Origin of the sequence: Micromonospora carbonacea (genome assembly GCF_014205165.1) — a bacterium.
Lineage (GTDB): Bacteria > Actinomycetota > Actinomycetes > Mycobacteriales > Micromonosporaceae > Micromonospora > Micromonospora carbonacea.
This window is the reverse complement of the sequence record NZ_JACHMZ010000001.1, coordinates 2,400,874-2,414,080: the sequence shown is the minus strand read 5'-3', so window position 1 is coordinate 2,414,080 and position 13,207 is coordinate 2,400,874. Positions and strand designations below refer to the sequence as shown.

Sequence of the window (13,207 nt, the reverse complement as noted above, 5' to 3'; positions counted from 1 at the left end):
CGCACTGCGATGGGGCCCGCGCCTTCCACGATGACGTCCGCAAATCACGGGTCAGGCAGCCTCACAATGAGTTTCCCCGCTTCGATGGAGCTCCTGATGGTCCCCGGACCGCCTGGCGGTGCGGTTCTCCTGGAGCCGCTTCCTCATCGCTCGACAGTTGCCGGCCGGGTCGTCGGTGGGGTTTCGCGGCGCGTCAAGCGCCCTGCCGGGGGCGGGGGCGACTCGCGCACCCGCCCCCGTCGCATTGGCCGGTCAGCCCCTGCGCCACTTCTGGTTGGCCGTTCCCACGCAGTCCCAGAGCTGGAGGCGTGCGCCGTCGCTGCCGTTCGCGTCCTTGATGTCGACGCACTTGTTGGCCTGAAGGTTGACCAGGTCCCCGGCCCCGTTCAGGGTGAACTGCTGGGCGCCGGTGCCGTTGCAGGCGTAGAGCTGCACCACCGCTCCGTTCGCCGTGGACCCGGCGTCGATGTCCATGCACTTGTTGTTCTGGCTCTTCAGCGCCGTGCCGCTGAACGTCCACTTCTGCGCGTTGGTGTTGTTGCAGTTCCACATCTGCAACGGCGCGCGGTCGACGAAGTTGGAGCTCGGCACGTCGATGCACTTGTTGTTCCAGGTGCTGACCACGGGCACCCCGGTGGCCGGGTTGCCGCCGGTGCCGCCGGTGAACGGGCTGAGGATCAGTCCGGCCGCACGTGGGTCGCCGTCGTGCACCAGCGACTCGAATCCGCCGACGTCGTCGAAGGCGAACGCGTACGCGCGGCCGTCGGTCATGTTGGCGTGGATCAGGCGGGCGTACTGGTTGGTGGGGTTGTTGCGGTAGAAGTCGGCGGCGTTGGTGCTGGGCTGGGTGTCGATGGTGCCGAGCGTGCCCCGGTTGAGCGCGGCGCAGAGCGTACGCGAGATCGGGCCGACCACCTGGTCGTTCGGCGCGGGCAGGTCGCCGTCGCAGCCCCAGACGCTGGCCGAGGAGGGCCGGTTGAAGGAGGCGACCACCTGGCCGCTGCCGTTGGTGAAGGTCATGGTGTTGCCCGACGTGCGGCCGTAGTACCTGATGGCCGGCTGGTCGGCGAACGGCGCCACGGTCAGGGTCTTCGTGGTGTACGCGTTCCACGCCGAGGCGATGTAGGAGTCCAGGTAGGTGGTGCTCAGCAGGCCGGCCCCGGCCGCCTTGCCGGGGGCCAGGACGCGCAGCACGGTCCCGTCGGAACGGGTGTGGACGGTGTTGGCCCAGCCCGGCTGCGCCCTGATCCCGTCGATGACCGCGTTGCGGCCGTTGGCCACCACGTCGCCGGTGCGCCTGGTGACGCCGCTGGCGCCGGTCACGGTGACCGCGTGCGGGATCGCGAACATGTCGACCTGAGAACTGTTGAGCCACAGGCCGGAGTCGTTGTAGGTGAACTCGCTCCAGTCGAAGAGGATGTCGCGGTTCGCGTCACCGGCCGCCCAGGGAGCGGGCTGCACCAGCCCGTCCGGGGTGAGGAAGAACTTCAGCTTCTGCCCGAGGGCGAAGTAGACCCGGCCGGAGAAGCCACGGGGGAACTGGATCGTGGTGCTGCCGCCGTTGCCGGGGCCCGGTATGGAGACGTCCGGCGCGGGCGACGGCGGGATCTGCCCGCCGGTCCACGGCGCGAAGGCGCCGCCGGAGTTGACGTAGCCGAGCCGGCCGGAGGACAGCTGGACGCCGATGACATAGAGGTAGACCGCATCGCTGCGGCCGGTGGTGTTGGTGACTGTGACGGGCAGCAGGGCCGGTCCGACCGCGTGGGCGGGCGTGGCGACGACGGCGCCCGCGAGACCGGCGAGCAGTGCGGACGCGGCGGCGAGCAGCCTTCTTCGGAGACGCATGGCGACACCTCGCTGGAGACGGGACGGGAGAGCGCTCTCTCAGCAGGGTCCAATTGTTAACAATGTTTGTCAATAGGTGATTGCCTAGGCCCGCCGGCGACCCCGCCCGCTCCCCCGGCGCCCGATCGACCACGCCTCCGGCCCCGTGGCGGATCGGTCCGCGCCCCGGGGCCGTGGGGTGACCTGGCCGGGTGGCCGCCGACGCAGCGGTGCTGCGCCGGCGGCCACCCGGGGACCGGTCAGAGACCGGCCGCGTGGGCGGCGGTGGTGCCGCCGACCACCGGAAGAACGATCTTGCTGCTCTTCAGGGCGACCGTGATGTTCGCGGCGGTGGTGTCCGCCTGGCTGGAGTACTGCGGGTAGCTGGCCACGATGATCACGCCGATCCGGTGGCCCGGCTTGAAGACGTAGTCCTCCGGCAGCAGCGGGAAGGTGAAGTTGTACGACTCCCCCACCACCAGCGGCACGGCGGTGCGGATGGACTGCCGGTTCTGGGCGTCCATGATGCCCTTGGTGACCAGCTCGTTGTCGGCCGTGGCGACCCGCTTGGCGGTCTGCTTGTAGCAGCCGTCGTCGGTCGGGCTGTTCAGCCCCCAGCAGTCCTCGGTGGCCAGGGTGACGATGCCCTCACCGGAGGCCCGGTGCGCCACCCGCTCGTCGGTGCCGTAGTCGACCAGGATCGCCCCGAAGTTGGTGTCGGTCTGGTCGGCCGAGGCCCGTAGCTGCACCGTCGGCGTGCCCGAGATGTGCAGGGGCGCGGTCAGCGGCGCGGACAGGAACGCCAGCCGGTTCGGCTGCACCGTGTCCGGGTTGAGGATCATGGTGTTCTGGCTCTGGGTACGGCTGTCCTGGAACGCGCCGGTCGCCGGCTTGGCCGTCGGCACCAGCTTCAGGCCGCCGGCCCCGGTGGTGCCGGGCTGGAGGAACACCTCGGTGTCGGCCTTGCCGGGGACCGGCCAGTCGGCGTGGGTCTCCCACACGTCGGCCGCCCGCTCCAGGTCGACCCGGGGCTCGTCCATGATCCCGTTGGCCACCCCGTGCAGCCAGAAGTCGAACCACCGGTGCAGGGTGGACACCCAGACCGCGCGGCGCGAGTCGAACGGGTCGACGTGCCCCTCCTGGGAGAGCCACAGCTTGCGCGGGACGTTGTTCTCCGCCAGGGCGTACCAGAACTTGCTGAAGTGGTCCGGGCGGACGTTGTCGTCGTTGAGACCGTGGTAGAGCAGCACGCTGGCGGTCATGTTGGGGACCTTCTTGACGTAGCTGCGCTCGTTCCAGAAGGCGGTGTAGTCGCCGTGCTCGTCGCCGTCGGCGGCGGCCATCGCGTCGCGCACCGGCTTGCAGTAGTCCCGCCGCTCGGGGTTGGTGACCGTGTTGGCCAGCGACGCCACGTAGCTGTTGCCCCGGGTGACCACCCCGTTGCTGCGCACGTAGTCGTAGTACTCGGTGGGACCGCTGATCGGCACCACCGTGGTCAGGCCCTTGACGCCGGTCACCGCCGTCGCCATGGCCAGCGACCCGTCGTACGACTTGCCGATCATGCCCGACTTGCCGTTGTGCCAGTCGGCCGTGACCACCTCGCCGGCCGCGTTGCGCGCGGTGGCCCGGCCGTTGAGCCAGTTGATCGCCTGCTTGGCGCTGAGGTTGTCCTGGTTGGCGTTGGTGGTGGGGCAGCCGGTGGAGTTGTTGGTGCCCACCATGTCCAGCAGGATCACCGCGTAGCCGCGCGGCACGAAGTAGTTGTCGTAGAACAGCGGCCACTTGTCGAGCAGGCCGTCGCCGTCCAGGTCGGCCTTGCACTCGGACTCGTTGCCCCGGCAGACCGTCGAGTAGTAGGGGCTGGCGTCCATGATGACCGGCACCTTGAGCCCGTTCGCGGTGGCCGCCGGTCGCATCAGGTCGAACGCGATGATGTCGCGCAGACCGTCGTTGTCGCTGTCGAAGGTGGAGTCGATGAACAGGCGTTCCCGGATGGCGTCGGCGTAGCCGAACACCGGCTGGGTGACCCCGTCCTGGACCACGATCGCCGGTGCGTCCGACGCCGCCACCGCCCGTGGCGCCGCGCCCAGGGCGGCGAGCAGCACCGCGGACAGCACTGCCGCCCCGGCGCGAAGGGGTGTTCCCGTTGCAGCCATGCAGTCTCCTTGAATGTCCCGAGAACCGCACGCTATGGGCCGACCGACCGGCACCACCACCTGCACCTGTAGGAACTTTGCCTACACCGCTCCGACGACGCCGACGCGACGCGCCCGACGGCGGTGTGCCGCGCCGGTCAGTCCCGGTAGCCCCACTGCCGCAGCGGCTTGTCCAGCACCCGTTCCACGGCGGCGAGCTGCGCGTCGCCCAACTCCTCGTGGTAGGCGGCCTGTCGACCGGCGTGGAACCGGTACCGTCCGAAGCCCTTCTCGAACGCCGGCGACCAGTCCAGGTCGAGGAAGTCGAGCATCCGGGCCACCTCGCCGCGCGGGTCGGCGAGCAGGTCCTCGTAGCGCACGTCGAGCCACCGCGCCTCGGGGTGCGCCGCGCGGGCCTCGGCGAAGGAGTCCATCAGCAGCTTCCAGCCCAGCGCGGCGAGCACCGGGAACGACCTGTCGTACTCCTCCCACTCCCGGCGCAGGTCGGTCGGCAGCGGGCCGAGGAACCAGTTGTCCGGCCCGCGCCAGCCGTCCCACCAGCCCATCTGGAGCCAGGAGTTGGTCACCGCCCGGCCGTCGCGGACCACGTTGACCACCCGCAGCTCCGGGTAGCCGGCCCGCAGGAACCCGGTCCTCGGCCAACCGGTCACGTGGTGCAGCAGCAGGCGGCAGCCCTGCCGGGCGATCCGGGCGTCGAAGAAGGCGCGCAGCCGCCGCCGCAGGTACGGGGTGAGATCCTCGGCGGTCAGGTCCCGGCACGGGCGGGAGAACCCGGCGAGCACGTGCCGGTCCAGCAATTGGTATGCCTCCGACGGGGCGACCCGCAGCCGGCCCTTCTCCAGCAGCCGGCGGCTGTGCCGCAGCGAGGTCATGCCCGCCGGACGCGGCGCCGACCGCCGGTACAGCGGGCCGTTGAACCGGCCGGCCAGGTTGAGCCGGGACAGCTTGTCGTCGACGCCGGAGACGAACCCGACCCCGGGGTGCCGGGACAACAGCTCCTGCACCAGGGTCGACCCGCACCGCCCGGTGCCCACCACCACCGCCAACATCGCTCAGCCCTCCTCGTGCCGCGCCGGCCCCGACCGCCCGACGCCCACCGGCCGCCCACCGGCCGCGGCGGGCCCGTCCTGCGCGGACCGTCCGTCGCCCGCCGGCCGTCCGTCCCCCGCCGGGTCCGGGCGGCCGCGCCGCCACGGGTAGCCGAACCGGCGCAGCCCCGCCGCGGTCAGCGCGGTGACCAGCGCGTACGACCCGCGGGACAGGTCGCGTCGCCACTGCACGTCGGCGGTGATCGGCACCGGGCCGGTCCGGTGCCGGGACGGGTTGCCGGCCACCGAGTGCGTCGGCGTCAGCCGGACCGTCGCCGGGCCGGTGAACGGGCCGCCGTCGGGGTCGGCCCCGGCGAAGGCGGCGATCCGGCGCAGCGTCGGCTCCGGGTCGGCGGTCAGGTCCTCGTAGCGCACCCGCAGGTAGCCCCCCGGGGCGCGGTCACCCCACAGCCGGACGGTCACGGTGTTCCACACCAGCCAGAGCAGGGCCGCCTTCCACACCGGCGGCCGGCTCATCAGCTCCGGATCGGTGTCGCCGTCCAGCCCCCGGCGGCGACGCCAGGAGAAGGCGGTGGCCCGGGGGTCGCGGACCAGGTGCAGCACCCGCAGGTCGATGCCGGGCAGCGCGGCGACCAGCGCGCCGTACGGGGGCAGCTTCGACGAGTCGACCACCACCCGGGCCCCGGTGTGCCGGGCCACGGCCGCGTACAGGCCGGCCAGCGCCGCGTCGTCGGGGTGCGCGGGCACCGGCCGGTCCCCCCGGCGGTGGCGACGCAGCAGCGCCGGCAGCCCGCGCAGCCGCAGCCGGCCCCGCAGTCCGGCGGCGATCGTGGCGGCCCGTTCCACCGGCAGCTCCCGGCGCACCGCACGCCACAGCGGACAGTCCCGCAGCGGCCGGCCGCAGCCGCAGGGCCGGTTCTCCACCTCGCCGCGCTGCCACAGGTAGCGCAGCTCCCCGGCGGCGAAGACCCCCGGGTACTGCCCGAGGACGGTGGTGACCAGGGTGCTGCCGCTGCGTCCGCTGCCGGCCAGGTAGAGCACCCGCACCGGCGGGTTCACACCGGCTCCCGCACGGTCCGCGCGGCGGTCGCGTAGACCTCCCGCAACCGGGTCAGGTGCGCCTGCGGGGAGAAGTCCCGCTCCACCCGCGTCCGGCCGGCCCGCCCCATCCGGTAGGCCCGCGCCGGGTCGGCCAGCACCCGGGCCAGCCCGGCGGCCAGCGCGACCGGATCGTCGGCGGGCACCACCTCGCCGTCCACCCCGGCGGTCACCAGCTCGGGCAGCCCGCCCAGGTCGGAGGCGACCACCGGCACCCCGCAGCCGTACGCCTCCAGGACCGCCATCGGCTGGTTCTCGTTCCACCGGGACGGCACCGCCACCACCGTGGCCGAGCGGACCAGCTCGTGCAGCCGGGCCTTGTCCAGCCGGCCGTGGAAGCGGACCCGGCCGGGGGCCCGCCGCCTGGCCAGCTCGGTCAGCCCGGCGCGGGCCGGGCCGTCCCCGGCCACCTCCAGCACGACGTCGTCGGGCAGTCGGGTGAGCGCCTCGATGAGCACGTCGACGCCCTTCTCCGGGGCCAGCCGGCCGGCGAAGACCACCGGCCCGCCGGGGGCCGCCTTCACCGCCGTCGCGGCGACGTCGACGAAGTGCGGCACCACGTGCATCCGGTCGGGGAAGACACCGGCCCGGCGCATCACGTCGGCCAGGAACCGGCTGGGGCTGACGAACGCCTGCACCGGCCCGTACGCCCGGGTGGCGCGGTGCAGCCAGGACTCGACGGCCAGCAGCGAGCTGGCCCCGAACGAGCCGTCCTTGCAGCGGCGACGGGCCGCGCGCAACGGACCGCCGGTCACGCAGGCGTCGCAGACCGCCCCCCGGTCGAGCATCTGGTAGCTGGGGCAGGCCAGCTTGTAGTCGTGCAGGGTCATCACCGCCGGCACCCGGGCGGCCCGCACCGCGGCCAGCACCGACGGGGAGAGCTGGTGGTAGATGTTGTGCAGGTGGACCACGTCGGGCCGGAACTCGTCGAGCACCCGGGCCAGGCCCCGCCGGCTGGCCGGCGACCAGATCATCCGGGCCGCCACCGCCGCCCGGGGGCCCGCGCCGCGCGGCGCCGGGTCCAGCTCCACCCGAGGCGGGAAGTGCCGGGCGTACGGGGTGGGGGCGTCGTTGTCCGGGTGGGTCATGCCGAAGAAGGCCACCTCGTCGCCGTCGCCCCGTTGCAGCTCGGCGACGTCGAGCAGGTAGCCCTCGGCGCCGCCGCGCCGGTAGAGGAACTTGTTGACATGGAGGACACGCATCGGCCTGCTCCGGGGGTGGCTGCTGCGGTTCGTCGGGGTCCGGGGGTGGGGTGGTCGCCCCGGACGGCAGCGGTGACCAGGGGCCCCACCGTATGCACCAGCCGCGTCGTGAGTCCAGCTCATGATCCCCAAGCTGACCACACGGCCCATCGCCGGTTGACCACACGGCCACGTGGCCAGCCGCGATGATCTGCCGGTACCGTGTGCCCCACCCCGCCTGACGTGCCCGAGGAGGACCCGGTGCCGCACCCCGACGAGCCCTCGGCGCTGGCGTACACCGCCCGGCGGGTCCGTCGGCACCTGCGCTGGGCGCGCACCGAGGGCGTCCGGCGGCTGATCGAGGAGGACCGGCTCGACCCGGTCGAGCGGGCCCGCACCGCGCTGGCGAAGTGGCGCTGGCGGCGGGCCCATCCCGGGCCGCCGGGCCGGGCCGTCCCGGTCTACCTGGTGGGCCTGCAACGCTCCGGCACCAACATGCTGACCCGGGGGCTGGACGCCGACCCGTCGGTGGAGGTCCGCAACGAGAACGACCGGGCCGTGTTCCACCGCTTCCGGTTGCGCCCCGACCCGGTGCTCGGCGCCGTCATCCGGCGCAGCCGGCACCGGTACGTGCTGGTCAAGCCGCTGTGCGACACGCACCGGGTGGACGAGCTGCTCGACCTGGCCGGGGTCGCGCCGGGGCGGGCGCTGTGGGCGTACCGGGACGTCGACGACCGGGCCCGGTCCGAGGTGGCGAAGTTCGGCGACGCCAACCTGCGGGCGCTGCGGGCGATCGCCGACGGCACGATCGGGGACCGCTGGCAGGGGCAGCGCCTGGACGCGCCGACGCGGGACCTGATCGCCGGCTTCGACTACGACCGGATGACCCCGCACACCGCCGCCGCCCTGTTCTGGTACGTGCGCAACTCGTTGTACTTCTCCCTCGGGCTGGCCGACCGCCCGGACACCCTGCTCTGCTCGTACGACCTGCTGGTCGCCGACCCGGCGGGGTCGACCCGGCGGCTGTGCGCCTTCCTCGACCTGCCGTACGACCCGGTGCTGCACGCGCACGTCGGCGCGCGCACCCCGGCGCGGCCCCGGCTGGAGATCGACGCCCGGGTACGGGCGCTCTGCACCACCCTGGCCGGGCGGCTGGACGCGGCGGCCGGCCGGCGGGAGGCGGTGGGCCGTGGCTGAACCGCACACCCCGGCGGCGGGGGCGGGGGCGGCCCGGGGGCCGATCTTCCTGGTCGGCTGCCAGCGGTCCGGCACGACGATGCTGCGGCTGGTGCTGGACTCGCACTCCCGGGTCAGCTGCGGCCCGGAGACCCGCTTCCTGGCCGACATGCAGCGCATCGTCGGGCGGGACTGGGAGCGGCTGGCCCGCTTCGGGTTCCCCCGGGAGTACTGGCTGGGCCGCATCGCCGACTTCTTCGGCGGCATCCAGGCCGACTACGCCCGGTCCCGGGGAAAGACCCGCTGGGCCGACAAGACTCCGCTCTACGCGCTCTCCATCGACTTCCTGGCCGAGGTCTTCCCCGACGCGCAGTTCGTGCACGTCGTGCGGGACGGCCGGGACGTGGTGGTGTCGCACCGCAAGCGGTTCGGCTACTGGTCGGCGGTGAAGTGCGTGGTGAAGTGGCCGCGCTACATCCGCGTCGCCCGCGCCGCCGGGGCCCGGCTGCCGGCCGACCGCTACCACGAACTGCGCTACGAGGAGACGGTCACCGACCCGGAGAAGGCCATGCGTGCCCTGTTCGAGTTCCTCGGCGAGCCCTGGGAGGCGGGCGTGCTCGACTACGACGGCAAACAGCACGACGTGGCGGGCAAGTACACCGCCGAGGCGGACCGTCGGCGGGCCGCCGCCGGCACCGACGCCCCGATCTACGGCTCCCGGGTCGGCACCTACCGCCGGGAACTGGACCCCTTCCTGCGGGTGCTGGTCCGGATCTTCTCCGGTGCCACCCTGCGCGAACTGGGCTACCGGTGAGCCGCCGGACCGGGCGGCGGGTGCTGCTCGCCGGGGTGGCGCTGGCCGCCCTGGTCGCCGGGGCGGCCTGTTCGGACGACCCCACCCCCCGCCCGGCCCCGGCGGCGACCGGCCCGTCGGCGGCCACCCCGTCGGCCGGTGCCACCGGCGCGCCACCGGCCGCCGCGTCGGCCCGCAACCCGTTCGGCGCGCACTGGGACTGGTCCCGCCACGACCAGTTCGTGCCCTACCTGGAGAAGCTCTCCGGCTCGGCGACCTACCACGAGCTGAGCTGGTGCGACATCGAGAAGACCCAGGGCAGCCCGGACTTCTCGGCGGTGGACCGGATCGCCGAGCGCAGCCGGCAGCTCGGCATCACCCTGCACCTGAAGATCCGTACCGGGGTCTGCTGGGCCACCGGCGGGACGGCGAAGTTCACCCGGGGTCAGGCCAACAAGACCGAGTCGGCGATGCCCCGGGACCTCGCCGCCTACCAGACGTTCGTCCGCGCCCTGGTGCAGCGGTACGCCCCGTACGGGGTCCGCGAGTACGCCATCGAGAACGAGGTCAACGCGCAGCAGTACTGGGCCGGCAGCCCCGAGGACTACCGCCGGCTGGTCACCGCCGCCGCCGAGGCGATCCGGTCGGCCGACCCGCAGGCCAAGGTGGTCGACTCGGGCATGAGCAGCGTGGCGTACGGAATGGGGGTGGCCGACCGGCTGTTGCGCGCCGGGCAGCCGGACCAGGCCGTCGCCGCCTACCAGGCGTACTTCCAGCGGCGGATCGGCACCCGGGGGCGGCTGATCCCGGCGGTCGCCGACCCGGCGGCGCTGCGCGCGGCGCTGGACAACGCGCAGAACTCCCGCAACCTGGCCTACCTGGCGGTCACCGAGAAGCTGCTCGACGACCGGGTGGTCGACGTCCGGCAGCTGCACTTCTACGAGCACTTCTCCGGGGTGCCGGCGCTGCTGGACTACCTGCGCGCGGAGACCCCGGCCGGGGTGCCGGTGCAGGCGTGGGAGGTCGGCCAGTTCTGGAAGGACGGCGCGGACGACGCCGTGGCCCGGGGCGACGAGATGGTCAAGGTGGTCGGTCAGTTGGTCGCCGGGGGCGTCCACGAGGTGCTCTGGCTGCCGCTGGCGTACAACCCCGACAACCGGGCCGGGGCGGAGGTCCGCTACGGCCTGCTCGACCCGGACGGCACCCAGCGGCAGGCCGGCGCGATGATGGCCGCCCTGGCGGCGGCGGCCCGGGACGCGACCGTCGAACCCGTGAACGCCAAGGGGCTGACCGGGGTGGCGTTCCGCCGGGGCGCGGAGAGCACCCTGGTGGTCTGGTCGACCTCCACCGACACCGTGTCGTTGCCGGCCACGGCCGGGGTGACCGGCGGCCCGGTCGGTGCCGACCCGGCCGCCCGCACCGGCGCGCTGCCGATCGGGCCGAGCCCGGTGCTGCTGCGCGCGAAGGGCGCCCCGGCCGACGTCCTCGCCCCGATCCGCTGACGCGGTGGCCGTTCACCAGGTGCGGGGCCAGCCGAGCAGGGCGGCGAGGCGGGCGTTGTGCGGGGCGAACCCGGCGGACAGCTCGGCCCGCAACTCGGCGGTGAGCTGCGACGGGCCGCTGTCCGCCCGGCGGGTGTGCCGGGCGAACTCCGTCGGGGTGTACGGGGCCAGCCCGAGGAACCGCAGCACGCCCGCGTAGGTGGTCGCCGGGGCGGCGTACAGGTCCTCGCTGCGGATCACGTGCAGCCGTTCGGCGGGCAGGTGGGCGTACCAGCGGTCGAGCTGTTCGGCGTAGCGGCCCCGGGCGGCGTAGGAGAAGTTGCGCAGCGCGTGGTGGGCCGCCGGGGTGTCCGGCCCGTCGGCGAGCGCTGCGGCCAGCCGCCCCGGCTCGGCGACGAGCGCCTCGGCGAAGCCCAACGGCTCCAGCCCGTACGAGCGGGTGTGCAGGTAGTGCGAGTAGGCCCGCTCGACCGGGTCGCGCAGCAGCGCCACGAACCGGGCCTCGGGCAGCGTCGCCGCCACCCGGGCCGGCACGCCGGGGTGGAACAGGTAGTAGGGGCTGGCCTCGAAGCTGCGGCGGCCGGGGGCGGCCGGTGGGAAGTGCGCCCGGTACCAGCGCGGCCCCCGACCGTAGTGCAGGCTGAAGAACTGGAGTTCCTTGCCGGTGGCGGCCCGCACGTCGGGATGCGCGGCGAGGTAGTGGTGCAGCGAGGTGGTGCCGCACCGCTGCCCGCCGATGATCAGGAAATCGGGCAGCGCGCCGACCGGGCCGGGCCGCGCCGCCCGCGCCCACGCGCGGGTGCCGCGTACCATCCGGCGCAGCCGGTCCACGGTGGCCCGCCGCGGCCCCGCGCTCACCGCGACACCGCCCGGCCGGCCCCGTCGACGGCCGGGGCCGGATCGTCTCCGGCGGCGTCGGGCGGGCCGCCGCGACGGCGTCGGCGAGCCAGGGTGCGCAGCACCATCACGTCCTCCCGGCTGAGGCCCAGCGCCAGCACGGTCCCCAGGTAGACGGCCACGATCGCGGTCAGCCCGGCGGCCGGCCGCCCCGGCCAGCCCGGCACCAGCCAGCGCACCAGCAGGCCGGCGAGCAGCGCGGCGACCCCGGCGGCCAGCCCCTTGGCCATCCCGACGGTGAACGGCAGCGCGCCGGTCAGGTGGCGGACCTGCACCACCCGGGCGACGTTGACCACGATCAGCGAGGCGCTCCACGCCGCCGCCGCGCCGACGATCCCGTACGTCGGGATGAGCCACAGGTTGAGCAGCACGTTGAGCAGCAGGGCGACCAGGTTGTCGGCCATGTTGAGGGCCACCCGGCCGGACATGTTCAGCACCGTGCCACACGGGCCGGTGGCCGCGTTGACCAGCTGGCCGAGGGCGAGGATCACGGTCACGGCCGCGCCGGTGGCGACCTCGCCGCCGAAGACGCGCAGCAGGTCGCCGGGGAGGACCAGCAGCGCCACGAACGCCGGCAACGACAGCCGGACGACCCAGCCGGTGGCCACCGCGTAGACCCGGCGGACGTCGTCGAGGTCCCCCCGGTGGTAGAGGTGCGCCAGGTACGGCCCGAACGCGGCGTTGACCGGCGCGAGGACGAAGATGGCGACGGTGACCAGCCGGGTGGCGACGTTGTAGACGCCGATGTCCGGGTTGGCGAAGAAGCCGAGCAGCAGGGTGTCGACCCAGATCAGCCCGGTCGACGACAGCGACGACACCCAGCTGACCGTGGAGAAGCGGAACAGCTCCCCCGGCCGGTGCACCGGGCGGGCCGGCGGCACCCGGCGCACCAGCCGGCCCAGCGCCAGCAGGGCGAGCAGGGCGGCCGACCAGCCGGCCACCACCAGCGCCCAGAAGGCCCCGGTCAGCCCCGCCCCGGTGACCAGGGTGAGCGCGGTGAGCAGCAGCCGGGCGCCCGGCTCGTAGAGCTGGCCGATGAAGGTGAACGGCCGCTGGGTGCGCCAGCCCCGGGTCGCCGCGAGGGCCGCCTCGCAGACCGTCGAGGCGGGCAGGGTGAGCGCGACCAGCCGCAGGCCGGTGACCAGCCCCGGGTCGTGCAGCCGGTCGGCGAGCCAGGGCGCGCCCGCCGCCAGCGCCCCGGCCAGGACGACCGACGAGCCGGCCGAGACGGCCAGTCCCAACCGGATGGTGCCGCGCAGCGCCGGGGCGTCCGCGTCGGCCAGGTGCACCGCCACGAACCGGGTCAGCCCGGCCCGGAACCCGGACAGCGACAGCAGCCCGGCCAGCGACAGCACCGCGTAGCACTGGGCGTACCGGCCGACCTCCCGGATGCCCAGCACCCGCGCCAGCAGCAGCATGATCAGGAAGACCGCCGCCTGGCTGAGCAGGGCGCCGAGCAGGTTGAGCCCGCCGCCCCGGGCCATTCCCCGGACGTGCTGGTCGCCCCGCGCGGAACCTTCCGGCACGCCCG

At 74.0% G+C, this 13,207-nt stretch carries 10 protein-coding genes; 3 read left to right on the top strand and 7 right to left on the bottom strand.

Annotated elements, in window-relative coordinates; all coding sequences use genetic code 11:
* Positions 1-252 precede the first annotated feature (252 nt).
* The 5 genes from HDA31_RS10485 to HDA31_RS10465 form a co-directional block, all read right to left on the bottom strand.
* The gene (locus tag HDA31_RS10485) at positions 253-1,845 is read right to left on the bottom strand and encodes a beta-1,3-glucanase family protein (RefSeq protein ID WP_178064903.1); all 1,593 of its coding nucleotides are present in this window, start codon (positions 1,843-1,845) and stop codon (positions 253-255) included.
* Positions 1,846-2,084: 239 nt separating this feature from the next.
* A complete protein-coding gene (locus tag HDA31_RS10480) occupies positions 2,085-3,980 on the bottom strand; it encodes a CocE/NonD family hydrolase (protein WP_178064902.1) in 1,896 nt (631 codons plus the stop codon).
* Positions 3,981-4,117: 137 nt separating this feature from the next.
* Positions 4,118-5,029, bottom strand: coding sequence for a sulfotransferase family protein (locus HDA31_RS10475; protein WP_178064901.1), 912 nt, complete (start codon positions 5,027-5,029; stop codon positions 4,118-4,120).
* Positions 5,030-5,032: 3 nt separating this feature from the next.
* Positions 5,033-6,088, bottom strand: a complete 1,056-nt coding sequence (locus HDA31_RS10470; protein WP_178064900.1) for a sulfotransferase family protein — start codon at positions 6,086-6,088, stop codon at positions 5,033-5,035.
* Positions 6,085-7,329: a glycosyltransferase gene (locus tag HDA31_RS10465; RefSeq protein WP_178064899.1), complete on the bottom strand. Its 1,245-nt coding sequence runs from the start codon at positions 7,327-7,329 to the stop codon at positions 6,085-6,087. The genes HDA31_RS10470 and HDA31_RS10465 overlap by 4 nt, the downstream gene beginning before the upstream one ends.
* A 222-nt stretch (positions 7,330-7,551) precedes the next feature.
* On the opposite strand from HDA31_RS10465, the gene HDA31_RS10460 reads away from it, so the two are divergent.
* The 3 genes from HDA31_RS10460 to HDA31_RS10450 are packed head-to-tail and all read left to right on the top strand — an operon-like array spanning position 7,552 to position 10,779.
* Positions 7,552-8,505, top strand: a complete 954-nt coding sequence (locus HDA31_RS10460) for a sulfotransferase family protein (RefSeq protein ID WP_178064898.1) — start codon at positions 7,552-7,554, stop codon at positions 8,503-8,505.
* Positions 8,498-9,298, top strand: a complete 801-nt coding sequence (locus HDA31_RS10455; RefSeq protein WP_178064897.1) for a sulfotransferase family protein — start codon at positions 8,498-8,500, stop codon at positions 9,296-9,298. The genes HDA31_RS10460 and HDA31_RS10455 overlap by 8 nt, the downstream gene beginning before the upstream one ends.
* Entirely contained in the window at positions 9,295-10,779 is a 1,485-nt protein-coding gene (locus tag HDA31_RS10450) for a hypothetical protein (RefSeq protein WP_178064896.1), read from the top strand. The genes HDA31_RS10455 and HDA31_RS10450 overlap by 4 nt, the downstream gene beginning before the upstream one ends.
* Positions 10,780-10,791: 12 nt before the next feature.
* Here the strand turns inward: HDA31_RS10450 and HDA31_RS10445 are convergent, their stop codons facing one another.
* Positions 10,792-11,637, bottom strand: coding sequence for a sulfotransferase family protein (locus HDA31_RS10445; RefSeq protein WP_178064895.1), 846 nt, complete (start codon positions 11,635-11,637; stop codon positions 10,792-10,794).
* Positions 11,634-13,202, bottom strand: coding sequence for an oligosaccharide flippase family protein (locus HDA31_RS10440; RefSeq protein ID WP_178064894.1), 1,569 nt, complete (start codon positions 13,200-13,202; stop codon positions 11,634-11,636). Before HDA31_RS10440 ends, HDA31_RS10445 begins: the two co-directional genes overlap by 4 nt.
* Between the last annotated feature and the right edge of the window lie 5 nt (positions 13,203-13,207).

What these genes read in the sequence shown, in the direction of transcription:
- HDA31_RS10485 (WP_178064903.1), bottom strand. Translation starts at nt 1,845, where the DNA reads ATGCGTCTCCGAAGAAGGCTGCTCGCCGCCGCGTCCGCACTGCTCGCC.
- HDA31_RS10475 (WP_178064901.1), bottom strand. Translation starts at nt 5,029, where the DNA reads ATGTTGGCGGTGGTGGTGGGCACCGGGCGGTGCGGGTCGACCCTGGTG.
- HDA31_RS10480 (WP_178064902.1), bottom strand. Translation starts at nt 3,980, where the DNA reads ATGGCTGCAACGGGAACACCCCTTCGCGCCGGGGCGGCAGTGCTGTCC.
- HDA31_RS10465 (WP_178064899.1), bottom strand. Translation starts at nt 7,329, where the DNA reads ATGCGTGTCCTCCATGTCAACAAGTTCCTCTACCGGCGCGGCGGCGCC.